This is a genomic window from Micromonospora sp. CPCC 205739, from assembly GCF_036906795.1.
GTDB lineage: Bacteria > Actinomycetota > Actinomycetes > Mycobacteriales > Micromonosporaceae > Micromonospora.
On sequence record NZ_JBAKHS010000004.1, the window covers coordinates 39585 to 55021 of the forward strand.

At 73.5% G+C, this 15437-nt stretch carries 19 protein-coding genes; 12 read left to right on the top strand and 7 right to left on the bottom strand.

Features of this window, described 5'->3' with window-relative positions:
* Positions 1-3: 3 nt before the first annotated feature.
* Positions 4-411: a CoA-binding protein gene (locus V6U88_RS08385; RefSeq protein ID WP_334451339.1), complete on the bottom strand. Its 408-nt coding sequence runs from the start codon at positions 409-411 to the stop codon at positions 4-6.
* 38 nt (positions 412-449) lie between these two features.
* Positions 450-2609 carry an intein-containing Rv2578c family radical SAM protein gene (locus V6U88_RS08390; RefSeq protein ID WP_334451341.1) on the bottom strand — a complete coding sequence of 720 codons (2160 nt, stop codon included), beginning with the start codon at positions 2607-2609 and terminating at the stop codon, positions 450-452.
* Between V6U88_RS08390 and V6U88_RS08395 the strand changes: the two genes are divergently transcribed.
* Complete coding sequence (locus tag V6U88_RS08395) at positions 2608-3027, top strand: thiol-disulfide oxidoreductase DCC family protein (protein WP_334451343.1); 420 nt, start codon at positions 2608-2610, stop codon at positions 3025-3027. The genes V6U88_RS08390 and V6U88_RS08395 overlap by 2 nt on opposite strands.
* Before the next feature lie 23 nt (positions 3028-3050).
* Here V6U88_RS08395 and V6U88_RS08400 read toward each other — a convergent pair whose 3' ends face one another.
* The 3 genes from V6U88_RS08400 to trxA form a co-directional block, all read right to left on the bottom strand.
* On the bottom strand, positions 3051-3995 hold the full coding sequence (locus tag V6U88_RS08400) for an MFS transporter permease (protein WP_334451345.1): 945 nt from the start codon (positions 3993-3995) through the stop codon (positions 3051-3053).
* Positions 3992-4432 carry a hypothetical protein gene (locus V6U88_RS08405; RefSeq protein ID WP_334451347.1) on the bottom strand — a complete coding sequence of 147 codons (441 nt, stop codon included), beginning with the start codon at positions 4430-4432 and terminating at the stop codon, positions 3992-3994. Before V6U88_RS08405 ends, V6U88_RS08400 begins: the two co-directional genes overlap by 4 nt.
* 125 nt (positions 4433-4557) lie before the next feature.
* The gene (gene trxA / locus V6U88_RS08410; protein WP_334451349.1) at positions 4558-4920 is read right to left on the bottom strand and encodes a thioredoxin; all 363 of its coding nucleotides are present in this window, start codon (positions 4918-4920) and stop codon (positions 4558-4560) included.
* 555 nt (positions 4921-5475) lie between these two features.
* Between trxA and V6U88_RS08415 the strand changes: the two genes are divergently transcribed.
* The 11 genes from V6U88_RS08415 (at position 5476) to V6U88_RS08465 (ending at position 13855) form a co-directional block, all read left to right on the top strand.
* Complete coding sequence (locus V6U88_RS08415; protein WP_179802973.1) at positions 5476-5991, top strand: MaoC family dehydratase; 516 nt, start codon at positions 5476-5478, stop codon at positions 5989-5991.
* 72 nt (positions 5992-6063) lie between these two features.
* Positions 6064-6573, top strand: a complete 510-nt coding sequence (locus V6U88_RS08420; protein WP_334451353.1) for a hypothetical protein — start codon at positions 6064-6066, stop codon at positions 6571-6573.
* Between the two features lie 49 nt (positions 6574-6622).
* Positions 6623-7246: a TrmH family RNA methyltransferase gene (locus tag V6U88_RS08425; RefSeq protein WP_334451355.1), complete on the top strand. Its 624-nt coding sequence runs from the start codon at positions 6623-6625 to the stop codon at positions 7244-7246.
* 83 nt (positions 7247-7329) lie between these two features.
* Positions 7330-8019 carry a DUF6758 family protein gene (locus V6U88_RS08430; protein WP_334451886.1) on the top strand — a complete coding sequence of 230 codons (690 nt, stop codon included), beginning with the start codon at positions 7330-7332 and terminating at the stop codon, positions 8017-8019.
* A 117-nt stretch (positions 8020-8136) separates the two neighbouring features.
* A complete protein-coding gene (locus V6U88_RS08435; RefSeq protein ID WP_170285364.1) occupies positions 8137-8295 on the top strand; it encodes a hypothetical protein in 159 nt (52 codons plus the stop codon).
* Between the two features lie 6 nt (positions 8296-8301).
* Positions 8302-9183 (top strand): PH domain-containing protein, encoded by an 882-nt coding sequence (locus V6U88_RS08440; RefSeq protein WP_334451357.1) that lies wholly within the window; start codon positions 8302-8304, stop codon positions 9181-9183.
* Between the two features lie 103 nt (positions 9184-9286).
* A complete protein-coding gene (locus V6U88_RS08445; RefSeq protein WP_334451358.1) occupies positions 9287-10024 on the top strand; it encodes a SigE family RNA polymerase sigma factor in 738 nt (245 codons plus the stop codon).
* Positions 10025-10074: 50 nt separating this feature from the next.
* On the top strand, positions 10075-11277 hold the full coding sequence (locus V6U88_RS08450) for a hypothetical protein (RefSeq protein ID WP_334451359.1): 1203 nt from the start codon (positions 10075-10077) through the stop codon (positions 11275-11277).
* Positions 11278-11303: 26 nt separating this feature from the next.
* A complete protein-coding gene (locus tag V6U88_RS08455; RefSeq protein ID WP_334451888.1) occupies positions 11304-12167 on the top strand; it encodes a PHP domain-containing protein in 864 nt (287 codons plus the stop codon).
* Positions 12168-12207: 40 nt separating this feature from the next.
* Positions 12208-12822, top strand: coding sequence for a MarC family protein (locus V6U88_RS08460; RefSeq protein WP_334451360.1), 615 nt, complete (start codon positions 12208-12210; stop codon positions 12820-12822).
* Between the two features lie 91 nt (positions 12823-12913).
* On the top strand, positions 12914-13855 hold the full coding sequence (locus V6U88_RS08465) for a RecB family exonuclease (RefSeq protein ID WP_334451361.1): 942 nt from the start codon (positions 12914-12916) through the stop codon (positions 13853-13855).
* A gap of 186 nt (positions 13856-14041) precedes the next feature.
* Here the strand turns inward: V6U88_RS08465 and V6U88_RS08470 are convergent, their stop codons facing one another.
* Both V6U88_RS08470 and V6U88_RS08475 read right to left on the bottom strand, forming a co-directional pair.
* Positions 14042-14899: an oxygenase MpaB family protein gene (locus V6U88_RS08470; protein ID WP_334451362.1), complete on the bottom strand. Its 858-nt coding sequence runs from the start codon at positions 14897-14899 to the stop codon at positions 14042-14044.
* Positions 14900-14953: 54 nt separating this feature from the next.
* Positions 14954-15382, bottom strand: coding sequence for a Fur family transcriptional regulator (locus V6U88_RS08475; protein WP_334451363.1), 429 nt, complete (start codon positions 15380-15382; stop codon positions 14954-14956).
* Positions 15383-15437: the final 55 nt, after the last annotated feature.

Consider the following 15437-nt stretch of genomic DNA (forward strand, 5'->3'; position numbering starts at 1 on the left):
CGCTCAGCCCAGCCGGGTCAGGCCGGCGGCGGCGCGCTCCACGATCAGACAGCGGTCCTCGACGTAGTCCATGCCGGCGTCCTCGGCGATCCGCCGCGCCTCGGTGGAGACGATGCCCAGTTGCAGCCACACCGCCGGCGCGCCGATCGCCGCCGCGTCCCGGACCACCTGCACCGCGTCCTGCGCCGGCCGGAACACGTCCACCAGGTCCACCGGGTGCGGGATGTCGGCCAGCGAGGCGTACGCCCGCTCGCCGAAGAGTTCGTCCACCGTCGGGTTGACCGGGATGATCCGCCAGCCGTACCGCTGCATCTGCAAGGGCACGCTGTGCGCGGCCTTGCGGGGGTCGCGGGACGCGCCCACGACGGCGATCACGGCCGAGTCGGCGAGAATCTGCTGAGCGCTACGCACCCGCCGACTCTAACCCCACCGGTGCGGTTGCCCGCCGGCTACAGCAGCGTGAGCTGCTCGGGGGCGGGCTGAGCCTGCGGGGTCGGTAGCCGCCGGTTGTCGCCGTGCTCGCCCCGGTGCAGCCCGTGCCGGCGGGCCGCGATCCGCACCCGCGCGGTCAACTCCCGCTGGTACGCCTGCGGCGTGTACGCGCCGGCCCGGTAGAGCTCGCGGTAACGGGGCACCAGGTGCGGGTACTCCCGGGCCAGCCAGTGCGCGTACCACTCGCGGGCGCCGGGGCGCAGGTGCAGCGCCATCGGCGTCACGCTGGCGGCCCCGGCCGCGGCGAGCGCCGACACCGTCGCCTCGATCGACTCGTCGCTGTCGCTCAGCCCCGGCAGGATCGGCGCCATCAGCACGCCCACCTCGAAACCCGCGTCGGTGAGCGCGCGCACCGCGTCGAGCCGCCGGCGCGGGCTCGGCGTGCCCGGCTCGACCGCCCGCCACAGCGCCTCGTCGACGAACCCGACCGAGTACGAGATGCCGACCCGGGTCACCTCGGCGGCCTGGCGCAACAGGGGCAGGTCCCGCAGGATCAGGGTGCCCTTGGTCAGGATCGAGAACGGGTTGGCGAAGTCGCGCAGCGCCTCGATGATCGGCGGCAGCAGCCGGTAGCGCCCCTCGGCCCGCTGGTAGCAGTCCACATTGGTGCCCATCGCGATGTGCGCGCCGCGCCAGCGCGGCGCGGCCAGCTCCCGCCGGACCAGCTCGCCGGCGTTGACCTTGACGATCACCTTCCGGTCAAAGTCCGCCCCCGCGTCGAGGTCCAGGTAGGTGTGGGTGTTGCGCGCAAAGCAGTTGTGGCTCACCACGCCGTTCGCGATGAAGTCGCCGGTGCCGGTGGTGATGTCCCAGAGCGGAAGCTCCAGCCCGAGCGGCTCGATGCCGGTCACCCTGAGCCGGGCCCGACACTTCAGGGCGGCCCCCTCGATCGACCGCTTGCGGGTGATGGCGGGATCGGTCAGGTGGAAGAAGCGGAGCCGCTCCGGCAGACCGCCGGTCAGGCGCAGATGTCTCACCCTGTTCGGTCGCCCTGGATCCTCCAGCACGGCCGCGAAGCCGAACCGGCTCAGGGCCGCCGCCGTCTGGTCGAGGATCGCATCGTCGCCGTTGCTGATCCTGAATACGCCCCGGCTGCAGCTTCCCTCCGCGTCGAAGATGCCGGCGAGGAAGCCGAGCCGCCAGTCGTCGGTCGGGTCCGCGGGCCACCGGATCAGTTCGCTGATCATTGCGACGTGCCGCTTTTTCGACGTGCGGATGCCAGCCATCGCCTGCCGGTTGCGCGTGACGGCCGAGAAGGAGAAGCGATGTGTCTCGACACCGGCCTCGCTGAGGTAGCGCTCCGTCCTGCGCAACGCTTCGTCGTCGATCAGCGCCAACCGGAACTGGTGCACGGTCCCGTAGGGATAGGTGTGGGTGCCGAGGTGGGCGTCTCCCCGCACCATGCCGCAGAGATAGCCACGGCGGTAGTCGGTCGACTCCTTGGGGCCGGTCGCGAAGCGGCCGGTGCCGATCAGCCGGTTGTTGGTGGTCAGGTAGGGGCGCTGCCCGCGGCCGTTCATCGCGCCGGTGACGTACTTCCAACCTCGCTCGGACAGGAAGCGGTGGTCACCGCTGGCGATCAACGAGGTGCCGTCCTCCAAAGTGACGCGGTACGCGGGCTTCGTCGTCGACCACTTGTCGAGGACGGTGGTCACGACGTAGCGGCGGTAGGCGCCGCGTTGCTCGGTCCCGTAGATCCGGTCGCCCGGCTCCAACTCGCTGATCGGCTTCGTGCGGCCGTCCGCCATCAGGATCGAGGTGTCACCGGACAGGCAGTAGACACATGCATGACTGCATCCCCGGTACGGGTTGATCGTCCATTCGAACGGGACGCGGGACGTGCCGGGCACCTTGTTGATGATCGACTTGGCCTGCACCTCGTAGAAGGTCATCCCGGCGAAGCCGGGGGTGTCGAAGGTCCGGGCGATCGCGCCGGGCAGCGCCAGCGGCAGGGGTGGAGTCGCTGGCGCTGACCCGTCGGGATGCCCCTCGTCCGGGGGAGCGGAGAGGTTCTCCCAGCGCATGACCATCATTCGAACACGTGTACGAGAAGAGCGCAAGTGACGCGCCGGACACCGGCTCCCGCGCCCGCCGCGCCGGGTGGAGGATGGGGGCATGGAGAGGTCGACCTTCGTCTACGACGGGGACTGCGCGTTCTGCACCCGCTGCGCCGAGTTCATCGAGCGGCGCATCCCGACCGGTGCCCGTGTGGTGCCGTGGCAGTTCGCCGACCTCGACGCCCTCGGGTTGACGGAGGCCGAGTGCGAGGAGGCGGTGCAGTGGGTCGGCGCCGACGGCTCCCGCGCCGCCGGGCCGGACGCCATCGCGCGGCTGCTCGGCGACAGCGGTCCGGTCTGGCGGGTGGCCGGCGCGGGTCTGCGCCTCCCGCCGGTACGCCTCACCGCCTGGCCCGCGTACCGCTGGGTGGCCCGCAACCGACACCGGCTGCCCGGCGGCACCGCCGCCTGCTCGCTGCCCCAGGAGGCCCGGGAGCGCCTCTACGGCCCGAGCGGCCGCCCCACCACCGACGCCTGACCGCCGGCCCCGGCGTCGCTCGACTACGACGTGGCGGGGCCGACCGCCGGTGCCGGTCCGGCCAACGGCGGCGCCGCACCGGGTACGTCGTCGTCCGGCACCCGGTCGTCCGGTGCCCGCCCGGTCGGCGCGGCGCCGTCCCGGCGACGGGTGACCAGGCCGCGGGCCCACACCACCGGGCGGACCCGCTCCAGCGGCAGGAAGCTCGTCATCGCCACCAGGTGCGGCGCGAACGAGATGGTGATCGTCGCGATGGTCACCAGGTGGAACGAGTAGAAGAATCCGACCGTGGCCAGCCGCCAGCGCTCGGGCAGCAGGAACACCACGGGGCTGAGGAACTCGAAGGCGAGGATGCCGAACTGGGCGACGAGCAGCAGGTACGGCACCTGGGCGATCAGGTCGGCGAGGTCGGTGCCGCGCCGGATGATGGCCCGGGCGAGCACCGAGCCGGTCGCCCAGTCCAGCCCGCCGAAGCGCAGCTTGGCCCACGCCGCGAGAAAGTACGTGCAGATCACGGCGAGCTGGGTGATCCGCAGCGCCCAGCCGCCGGCCTCGGTGCGGGTCGGGTCGCCGTGCCGGGCGCGGCCGGCGGTGGGCAGGGCGGCCAGCGCGACGAGGAACCCGATCCGGTCGTGGTCGACCTTCCCGTAGCTCATCGCGATGATCATCCACTCGAAGTAGAGCGCGAAGACCGTCCAGCCGAGCAGCCGGGGCGCGCGGCCGGTGGCGGCGAGCAGGGCCAGCGGCAGCAGCGTCCAGAAGATCGCCGCGACCAGGGTGGGGGTCGGGGTGGGCAGCGGGAGCAGCCGGCCGATCAGCAGCGGCTGGTACAGCTCGCCGGGGACGTCGACCCGGGTGCGTACCCAGGGGGTGAAGACCACCAGGTCGGCGGCGACGAAGAGGTAGACCAGGGTGCGGAAGGCGGCCACCCGGCCGCGCGGGACCGCCTCGGTCAGCCAGCGGGTCACGGGGACGCCCGCCAGCGCACGGTGGTCTCGTCGGTCCACCGGCCGGTGGGCCGACCCTGGTGGATGCCGTACCAGCGGATCACGATGCGGACCTCGACCAGTTGCGGCGCGCCGGGGTGGCGCTCGGCGTACGCGTCGGCGACCTGCCGCAGCAGCGTCGGGTCGGCGGCGTAGCGGTCCTGCTGGCCCTCGATCTCGGCGCGGCGGATGCCGGTGGCGTCCTGCCCCAGCGCGACCACCGTGCCGGTGCGGTCGACGCCCTCGACGCGGGTGTCGGGGGCGGGCGCGTTCGGCGGTTCCGAGGTGGAGTACATCCGGAACGGCCCGAACGGGAAGTGGTCGTCGTACCCCCAGAGTGTGCCGACGAGCAGCAGGGCCAGGCCGAGCGCGGTCGCGCCCAGCCGGACCGCGCGGCCGCGGGGGGTCAACGTCTCCATCGGGTCGTGACGATACGGGATCGGGGCGGCGGAATGGTGACCCTGCGCGTGCGTCCCGGCGCTTCGTGTCGCGAACACGGCGACGGCCGGGCCCCAGTGGGGGCCCGGCCGTCGGCGGGTGGTGCTCAGTGCTTGTGGTCGGCGAGCTGCTTGCGCACGTCGTCCATGTCGAGGGCCTGGACCTGCTCGATCAGATTCTCCAGGGCCGACTCGGGCAGGGCGCCCGGCTGGGCGAACACGATCACGCCGTCCCGGATCGCCATGATCGTCGGGATGGAGCGGATGTCGAACTTGGCGCCCAGCTCCTGCTGCGCCTCGGTGTCGACCTTGCCGAAGACGATGTCCGGGTGCTTCTCCGAGGAGCGCTCGTAGACCGGGGCGAACCGCTTGCACGGACCGCACCACTCGGCCCAGAAGTCGACCAGCACGATGCCGTCGCTCTCGGTCACCTCGTCGAAGTTGGCCGTGGTCAGCTCAACCGTTGCCATTGCACTCTCCGATCAGCGGATTTGCTTTTTCGTCCCGTAGAACCAGGGCAACATCGGTTCCATTCCCGGCCCGGGCGGGCCGAAACCGCCGCGGCCCGGCCCGGCCGGTTCGGGTGCCGGGCGACCATCGAGGTCCATCTGTCGCTCCCCGTCCTGCGGAGCGCAAGTGCAACACGCACTTGCGTCACCTCGGGTGATGGGAGCGTTTCCAAGGAGATCGGCACGAGTTGGCACTGCGAATAGGCAAATTGGGCCTTGACAAGGTGCGATTCCCCGCTGAAGATCGCGCAACACCGCGTCGTCGGTCACGCAGGGTGATGTCACAAAAAGGTAAATGTGATGCCCGTCTCTGTCGGTGTGTCCCATGCGTACGGCAGAATCTCTGGCATCAGAGCGTGGGCGGCGGGTGCCGGGGAGGGCCCCGCCGCTCATTGCGTCTCCCCCCGGATGCGACCGGTGTGACATTTCCACTCCGCCTCCGCCCCCGTCATCGCCTTAACCACCGGTAAGGCATGCTGTGCCGAACTCCATCGCCGCCCGTCGAAGGGGACAAGGATGCAGTTCGGCCGCTACTTCGAGGAGTTCGAGGTCGGCGCGGTCTACCGGCACTGGCCCGGCAAGACCGTCACCGAGTACGACGACCACCTCTTCTGCCTGCTCACCATGAACCACCACCCGCTGCACATGGACGCGCACTACGCCGAGTCGGCGAGCCAGTTCAAGCGCAACGTCGTGGTCGGCAACTACATCTACTCGCTGCTGCTCGGCATGTCCGTGCCGGACGTCAGCGGCAAGGCGATCGCCAACCTGGAGGTCGAGTCGCTGCGACACGTCGCGCCGACCTTCCACGGCGACACCATCTACGGCGAGACCACCGTGCTGGACAAGCGCGAGTCCGGCTCGAAGCCGGACCGGGGCGTCGTGGCGGTGGAGACCCGCGGCTACAACCAGGACGGCACCCTGGTCTGCGTCTTCCGGCGCAAGGTCATGGTCCCCAAGAAGGAGTACGCCGCCGCGGCCGTGCCGGACGGCGTCGACCCGGAGCGGCCGAGCTTCCCCGAGCCCCGCTGACCGCAGGCCCGGACCGGGCCCCTTCCCACCACGTTCTGGTCGGGAAGGGGCCCTTTTCGCGATCCGGGGCATATGCTGGCGCCGGAGGTCCTGATGAGCCACTCCCTCGCCGGAGAGCCGCCCTCTGCCGGACGTCGTGCCGCACCGCTGACCACCGCCGTCTACTCCGCCGCCGAGTGGGACCTGCTCACCACCCTGCCCGGCCGGGTCCTCGTGGCCGCCGCCTCGCCCGCTCCCGGTCGACCGCCCCGGGGCGTCGCCGCCGGGCTCGCCGGGCTCGACGCGGTGGCCGCCGGCCGGGCCTCCGACAGCGACCTGGTCCGCGCCGTCGTCGCCGCGATCTACGCCCGCCACGACGGCACGACGGCCCAGGCCGACCACCTCACCGACCTGGTCGACCTGCTGGCCACCTGCCGAGCCGTGGTACGCGTACTCCACCGGCGGGCGGACCCGGCCGACTCGGCCGCGTACCGGCAGTGGGTGGAGTCGGTGGCCGCCCGGGTCTGCCGGGCCGGCGATCCGCCCGGGCCCGCCGACCGGCGGCTGCTGGACCGGCTCGGCGGGGCCCTGGGGCTGCGGTGACCGGGGCGGTCGCGAGCCGCCCTGCGACCGGCCGTACCCTCTTGTGACCGTGACCGAGGACCAGCTCGACGTGGGTGTCGGACCGTGGCCCGGCGACTCGCCGGACGACCCGCGGTACGACCCGGAGCTGCTCGCCGCCGGCGACCGGCGCAACGTCGTCGACCGCTACCGGTACTGGCGGCGCGAGGCCGTCGTCGCCGACCTGGACGAGCGCCGGCACGACTTCCACGTGGCGATCGAGAACTGGCAGCACGACTTCAACATCGGCACGGTGGTCCGCAACGCCAACGCCTTCCTCGCCGCCGAGGTGCACATCGTCGGGCTGCGCCGGTGGAACCGGCGCGGCGCCATGGTGACCGACCGCTACCAGCACGTGCGGCACCACCCGACGATCGAGGAGTTCGTCGCCTGGGCCGCCGGGCGGGACCTGCCGGTGGTGGGCATCGACAACCTGCCCGGCTCCCGTCCGCTGGAGACCACCACCCTGCCCCGCCGCTGCGTGCTCCTCTTCGGCCAGGAGGGACCGGGTCTGTCCGACCCGGCCCGCGCCGCCTGCGACCAGCTCTTCTCCATCGCCCAGTACGGCTCGACCCGGTCGATCAACGCCGGTGTGGCCAGCGGCATCGCCATGCACGCCTGGATCCGGGCGCACGCCGGCCCGCCGCCCGCCTGATCGTCCGCCGGTCGGCGGGGGAAACGGCCGCTCCGCTTGACGCCGCGGGTGACGGGGGCCACGGTGGGGATGTGAGTGTCGTGGTGAGTTGTCCGAGGTGCGCCGGGCAGGTCCGGCCCCCCGACCTGATGCATCCCGAGTCGCGGTGCGTGCGGTGCGGGCCGGTGGCGCCGCTGCACGTCCCGGAGCACATCGGAGCCGAGATCATGGCGAGCGTGGTGGACCGCGTCCTCGCCGACGAGAAGGCGGAACGGCCCACCGTGCCGCTCTGGTGCCCGTGGCCGCTGCCGACGGGCTGGACGGTGACCGGGGTCGGCTGGGCCGGGGACGACGCCTCCGGCGTGCGGGCCACGGCGCTCGCCTGCGCCGGGCCCGCGCCGCTGGGCGGGGGACCGGCGGAACTCCTGCTGGTGGCCGAGGAGCCGGGCGTCGGGCTGGGAGCCCGCTTCGCCGGTGTGTCCGGACCGGACCCGGGACCGGAACTCGCGGAGGCGCTCACCGGCCCCGGCCCCGGTCCGGGTCACCCGGAGCACGTCGAACCGGCCCGGATCAGGGTCGGCGGCCATCCGACTCCACTGTGGCTGGTGAATTCCGCGGCGGATCGAAGCGCGTACGCCGGCGAGGCTCGGGGAATGTGGCTCCATGCGATAGCCTGGCCGGCGAGCGCGGGTCACCTCCTCGCGGAAGACGTCGTCCTGCACGACCTTTCCGAGTGGACACCGCCCGAGCTCGTGTACGGCGCGCCGTCTCCCAACCTGCACGGCAGGGCCTGACCGCCCTGACGGACATGTCAGGGAACAGACGCGGATATTCACTGTACGACACCATACTGATACTCTGGGTGCCGCTGCGGTAAACGGACCCGGCCCCGCGCGAGAGGATGGCCCGCTATGGTCAAGAAGGTCCTCACCTGGGCCGGCGTCGCGTTCCTGATCTTCTTCGTCGCCTACCGGCCGAACTCCGCCGCGGACGTCTTCAAGTCGCTCGGCGGCGGCATCATGGACATCGCCCAGGGCTTCGGCGACTTCTTCACCAGCCTCGTCGCCTGACCGCCCATGGGCAGCCCCTCCGGACCCCCGTTCGATCCCGACGATCCCGACCGGGAGCGCCGGGAGCGGGACACCGAGCCGATCCCGCGGGTCCGTCCCGACGACGGTCCCGGCTTCGGCTCGGGCCCGGGTCTCTCCGACGGGCCGTCCCTTTCGGACGACATCGGCTACGGCGACGGGCCGGCGTACGCCGGTGAGGGCCGCTCCGGGCGGACCTGGGCGCGCGACCCGGAGGCCGGCTACCAGCAGAACACCATCTCCGAGGAGGAGCTGGCCGGGCTGCGGGTCGACGCCTCCGGCATGCCGATGGGCCCCCGGCGGGTGCTGCCCCTGGAGGACGAGCCCAGCTCGCTGGTCGCCCGCTACCTCTTCCCCACCGAGCGCTACCGGGGCGAGTGGAAGCGGCACTGGATCCACCTCTCCACGCCGATCGTCGTCGGCATCGCCGCGACCTTCATCCTCGGCTACCTCTCCGGCTTCCTCGCCGGGCAGGACGTCGGCGCCCTCACCACCGTCGCGGTGCTGCTCTGGTTCGCGGTGATGGGCTGGGTCGCCTGGCGGGTCGCCGACTGGTGGTACGACCGCTTCATCCTCACCAACAAGCGGGTCATGGTGGTCAACGGCATCATCACCCGCCGGGTGGCCATGATGCCGCTGGTCCGGGTCACCGACATGAAGTACGAGCAGACCCCGACCGGCCGCGCGCTCAACTACGGCACCTTCGTGCTGGAGTCGGCCGGTCAGGAGCAGGCGCTGCGCGAGATCAAGAACCTGCCCAACCCGAACGAGCTCTACCTGCGTGTGGTCGAGGAGATGTACGAGCCGCAGGCGGTCGAGGCGCGGTTGGGCAAGGAGGCCGACGAGGCCAAGGCCGACGACGGGGCCTGAAGCTTTTCGTCCGTTCATCGGATGAACGGCGAACCTTTCGCCCTCGACCCGGCCGCCCCGCGCATGACACCCTGCCTGCAGGAACAGGGTGCGGAGGTGACGGGTGGCCGAGCGGGATCCGCTCGAGGAGGAGTTCCGCGAGTTCGTCGCGGCGCGCTCCAGTGCCCTGCTGCGCACCGCGTACCTGCTGGCGGGGGACTGGGCCACCGCCGAGGACCTGCTCCAGACCGCGCTGACCAAGACGTACCTGGCGTGCAAGCGGCTCGGCGGGATCGACGCGATCGAGCCGTACGCGCGGCGGGTCATGGTCAACACCTCGACCAGTTGGTGGCGCCGGCGCTGGCACGGTGAACGCCCCACCGAGGTGCTGCCCGAGCGGGCCGGGGTCGACGAGATCGAGCAGCAGCTCGACCGGGACGTGCTCTGGCGGCACCTGACCGCGCTGCCCGCCCGGCAGCGGGCCGTGCTGGTGCTCCGCTTCTACGAGGACATGTCGGAGGCGCAGACCGCCGCGCTGCTGGAGATCTCGCCGGGCACGGTGAAGAGCCAGACCTCCCGCGCGCTGGCCACGCTGCGCCGTCGACTCGGCGAGGAGGCGGCCCGGGAACTGCCCGAGGTGGCGACCCCGGCCGGCGGGCGGCCCGCGTCCTCGACGGCGGCTGCCGTCGTACCCCCGGAAACCGCCGACGGGCGGAGCGCGCGACCGCAGCGGACGGCCGGGAGCACGCGCCGGCCGGCGGAGGCCCTCGGTCCCGGCGCCGGTCGGGACGTGCCGACCGGCGCGGTGCCCACCACCGCCCCCACCCGTCACCGGGCGGCCGTGCCCGTGGAGACCCGGTGAAGCCGACCCCGGCCGCCCGGGACAACCAGACCGGCGGCCCGGAGCGTCCAATGGCTGTGACGCAGGACGACCTGGAGCGGGCGCTGCGGGAGACCTTCTCCCGCCGGGTCGCCGTGATCCCGCCGCTGGCCGCCGATCCGGCGGGGCTGGCCATCGGCCGGGCCCGGCGGGCCCGGCGCCGCCGCACCCTGGCCGGGCTCTCCCTCGCCGCCGTCGCCACGGCCGCGGTCACCGCCGGGATGGCCCAGCTCGGCGGGCAGCCGGGCCGCCCCACCACCCCCACCGTGGTGCTCGGCGACCCGCGCGGCTCCGCCACCGCGACCAGCTGGCCGGTCGCCCCCGCCCCTCCGGCCCCGGCCGCCGAGGGGCAGGTCGAGCTGATCCTCGGAGGTGCCCTGGTCACCCCCGAGGGTCAGCGGTACGACCTGGGCATCGGCCCGGTCGAACGCGCCCAGCGGCTGCCCGACCACGGCGGCTGGCTGCTGGTGGGGGCACCGACCCCGGCCGGGCGCACCCTCTGGGTCGTACCGTCCGGCGACGCCCCGCAGGTGTTGCTGGCCGGCGCCGAGGCGGTCGTCCTGAGCCCGGACGGCCGTCAGGTCGCCTGGCGGGACGGCGACGGGCTCTTCGCGGCCGGCGTCGTCGCCAACCGGCTCGTCGCCACCGCCGGTACGGCGGCCACCCACGGCGCCACCCCGGTCCGCTTCGTCGGCGACCGCCTCCTGGTGCGCTCCCGCGCCGGCGGCCACCTGCTGTGGCGGCCCGGCGCGGGCCCGCTGCCCGACGGCGGCCGCCGCCTGCTCGACGTCTACGGCGTGCTGCCCGACGGGCGGCCCGTCGGGCGGATCCCCGCCGGCGGTGAGCCGGGTGGGTCCTGTCTGGCGGTGCTCGACCCGGCGGATCTCGCCCCGGCCACCACCGGCTGCGGCGCGGCCCTGGCCGGTGACGGCCGCGGCGCCGTCTCCGGCGACGGGCGCTGGCTGCTGGTCAACGGCCGCACGGGCGGGACGGACGGAGCGCTCCTGGTCGACCTCGCCGCCCTCGCCTCGGGCGGTGCCGCCCGGGCCGCCGGCCCGACGATCAGTGGCGACGTGGCCTGGAGCGGCGGGGCGGCGGCCGCGTACGTCGACCGGGGCGGGGCGCTGGTGCGGGTCCGCCCCGACAGGGTGCTGGCCGGGGAACGCGCCTCCACCACGATGCTGAGCGGAGTCACCTCGGGCGAGCGCCCGATCGTGGTCGCCGGCACGTCCTGACCGGCGGGCGGTAGCGTCGGAGCGTGATCTCGCGCCCGGCGATCGACCTGCACACCCACTCCACCGCCAGTGACGGCACGCTGAGCCCCGCCGAGCTGGTCCGCGCCGCCGCCGAGGCCGGGCTGGACGTCGTGGCGATCACCGACCACGACACCACCGCCGGCTGGGACGCGGCGCTACGGGCGCTGCCGCCCGGCCTCACGCTGGTCCGGGGCGCGGAGATCTCCTGTCGGTGGCACGGGGTCGAGCCGGCGGTCCCGCTGCACCTGCTCGCGTACCTGTTCGACCCGGACCACCCGGAACTCGTCGCCGAACTGGCCCGGGTGCGGCTCGCCCGCGAGGTACGCGGCGAACGGATCGTCGACCTGCTGCGCGCCGACGGGGTCGACATCAGCTGGCCGGCGATCATGGCCGCGGCCGGCGGCGGGACGGTCGGCCGGCCGCACATCGCGGCGGCGCTCATCCGGGCCGGCCTGGTCGCCACCACCACCGAGGCGTTCGGGGCGGACTGGCTGGGCGAGCGCTACCGGCTGCCGAAGGAGGACATCGACGTGTTCCGGGCGGTCGAGCTGATCCGGGCGGCCGGCGGCGTACCGGTCTTCGCCCACCCCCGGGCGACCCGGCGCGGCCGGATCGTGCCGGACGAGCTGATCGTCGACCTGGCCGCGGCCGGGCTGGCCGGCCTGGAGGCCGACCACGAGGACCACTCCCCGGCCGAGGCCGCGCACGTCCGCGCGCTCGCCGCCGAGCTGGGCCTGCTGGTGACCGGCTCGTCGGACTTCCACGGCACGCACAAGACCGTCCGGCTGGGCGCGCACACCACCGCCCCGGAGGCGTACGAGCGGCTCGTCGCGGCGGCCTCCGGGGTGACCGAGGTCGCTTCCGGCTGATCCGCGTTTCCGTCCACAGCGGCGCGACTACGGTTATCCGGTGGATCTCAAGCTCTTCGGTGAGGTCTTCGTGACCCTGCTGGTAATCGTCGACCCGCCGGGCATGATGCCCATCTTCCTCGCCCTCACCGGGCCGCTGCCCGCCCGTGACCGCAACCGGGCCGCCTGGCAGGCGGTCGCGTTGGCGCTCGGCGTGATCGTGATCTTCGCGGTGGCCGGTCAGACGCTCCTCGACTACCTGCACGTCGACCTGCCGGCGTTGCAGGCCGCCGGCGGTCTGCTGCTGGTGCTGGTCGCGCTGGAGCTGCTCACCGGCAAGGCGGACGACCCCAGCCAGCAGGTCACCTCCAACATCGCGCTGGTGCCGCTGGGCACCCCGCTGCTCGCCGGCCCCGGTGCCATCGTGGCGACCATGCTCTTCGTGCAGCAGGCCGACGGGCTCGACGACCACTCCGCCATCGCCGCCGCGATCGTCGCGGTGATGATCACCGTCTGGGTGGTGCTGCGCTTCTCCGGCGGCATCGTCAAGGTCCTGCGGCCCGGCGGCATCGAGGTGCTGACCCGGATCGCCGGTCTGCTGCTGGCCGCCATCGCCGTGCAGCTCATCGCCGACGCGGTGGCCGCGTTCGTCACCCAGTACGTGAACATGAGCTGACCCTCGTCCGCGGTGCCGCCTCGGTGCCGCCTCGGTGCCGGGCGGCGGTGCCGGCGCGGCGGTGTCGTATCCGGGTGGCAGGATCGGACCCGTGCGACGAGCCTCCTCCGCTGGACGATCCGCGGGCCCGCCCCGACCCCGTGCCGAGCAGGCCGAGCAGTTGGGCTTCGAGGGCATGCCGGAGCGGCTCTTCGTCTGCACCCCCAGCAAACTCGGCGCGTACGAGGACTGCCCCCGGCGCTACCGCTACGCCTACGTCGACCGGCCCGCCCCGCCCAAGGGGCCGCCGTGGGCGCACAACTCGCTCGGCGCGAGCGTGCACACCGCCCTGAAGAACTGGTACGCGCTCGCCCCGGAGCGACGCCGGCCGGAGGCGCTCGCCGCGCTGCTCAAGGGCACCTGGGTGCGCGAGGGCTACCGCGACGACGAGCAGGAGCGGCAGGCCTACCGGCGGGCGCTCGGCTGGCTGGAGTCGTACGTCGAGACCCTGGAGCCGGGCGCCGACCCGCTCGGCGTGGAGCGGGTGGTGGCGGTCCGCACGGCCGTGCTGGCCTTCAACGGGCGGGCCGACCGGATCGACTCCCGCCTCGGCCCGGACGGGCCCGAGCTGGTCATCGTCGACTACAAGACCGGCCGCACCGGCCTGGACACCGACGACGCCCGGGGCTCGCAGGCGCTGGCGCTGTACGCGTACGCCGCCGAGCGGACGTTCCGCCGGCCGTGCCGCCGGGTGGAGCTGCACCACCTGCCCACCGGGACGGTCGCCGCGCACGACCACACCGCCGAGTCGCTGGCCCGGCAGCTCTCCCGCGCCGAGGACACCGCGCGCGACATCATGGCCGCCGAGCGGGCCGTCGCCGACGGGGGCGACCCCGACGAGGCGTTCCCGCCGGTCGCCGGGCCGCGCTGCGGCTGGTGCGACTACCGTCGCAACTGCCCGGTGGGGGCGCAGGTCCCCGGCCGTGAGCCGTGGGCGGCGATGGACCGCCCGGCCACACCCGACGCCTCCGCCGTTGCCGACGGCGGGAGCTGAGGCGGGAACGCCCGGTGACGCCCGTGCCGCAGGACTTGGGCATGAGCGATATGCCTGTCAGGCATAAATATTCCGCTCAGGCATGTCGCTCACCAGGGTGTGCCGGCTCTGCGCTCGACGGTCAGCGCCTGCGCTGATTGCGGCCGGCAACGCCGAGCCGGCGGCGGGCGGACGCGGCGTCGGGGATCAGGCGGCCGTCGCGGTGAGCCGGGCGGCCCGTTCCTTGGCTGCCTGCTGCATCGGGCCCTCCCGCCAGTCGCGGGGCAGCGCGGCCAGGGCGAGGCGTAGCGCGCGGACGCCCAGGTCGGCCGAGAGCGCGGTGGTGGGCAGGCCCAGGCCGCCGTACAACCGCCGCGCCCAGGGCGGCAGCAGCCCGAGCGCGGTGCCGGCGATGCCCAGGTACGCCCAGCGGGGCGGCCCGAGGCTCAGGCCCAGCCGGGCCGGCAGGCTCAACTTCCACGGGATCGGCGGCGCGGTCAGGAACAGGGCGGTCTCCGCCGCCTCCTTCGTCATCCGCAGCTCGGGCCGCACCGCGCGGTAGTAGTCGGCCACCTCGGCGGCGCTGCCGGGCACCTCGGCCGGGTCGAGCCCGACCAGCGCGGCGGCCCGTCGCTGCTCGGCGTAGTAGCCGTCCACCTCGGCGTCGGTCAGCGGCAGCCCCGCCCGGCGGGCGGTGCTGACGAACGACTCGACCTCGGTGACGTGCACCCAGCGCAGCAGGTCCGGCTCGTCGATCCGGAACTCCTCACCGGTGGACGGGTCGGTGGCGCGCATCCGGGCGTGCAGCGTGCGCAGCCGCCGACCGGCCGCCTCCGCCTCGGCGGTGGTGCCGTAGATGACGGTGCCGACGTAGGTGGCGGTCCGGACCAGCCGGCCCCAGGCGTCGCGGCGGTAGTTGCTGTTCTGCGCCACCCCGGCCATCGCCCGGGGATGCAACGCCTGCAGATAGAGAGAGCGCAGGCCGGCGACGATCAGGACCGGCTCGTCGTGCACCTTCCACGTGACCGATCCCGGACCGAAGAGGCCGATGTCGTCGGAGTCCACCGCCCAAGAGTGCCACGGACGCTCCGGCCCGACCGGGTCGTCGGGGCATCGCGGTCACTCGTCGGCGGAGCGGCGGGCCTGGCAGGTGGGGCAGAGCCCCCAGAAGGTCACTTCCGCCTCGTCGATCTCGAAGCCGTGGGCGGTGTTCGGGTCGAGGCAGGGGGCGCCACCGACGGCGCAGTCGATGTCGGCGATCTCGCCGCAGCCCCGGCAGACCACGTGGTGGTGGTTGTCGCCGACCCGGGCCTCGTACCGGGCGGGACTGCCGGCCGGCTCGATCCGGCGGGACAGGCCGGCGCGGGAGAGCGCGCCCAGGACGTCGTACACCGCCTGGGTGGAGACCGAGTCGAGGCGTTCGCGGACCCGGCGGGTGATCTCGTCGACCTCCAGGTGGCCCCCGGCGGCCAGCACGTCCAGGACGGCGAGGCGCGGCCGGGTGACCCGTAGGCCCCTCGACCGGAGCAGCTCCTCACCAGTGGACATGAGGCAATGACAGCACGGGGTAACCGGGCCGACAAGTGAACCCGGCGGCACGTGG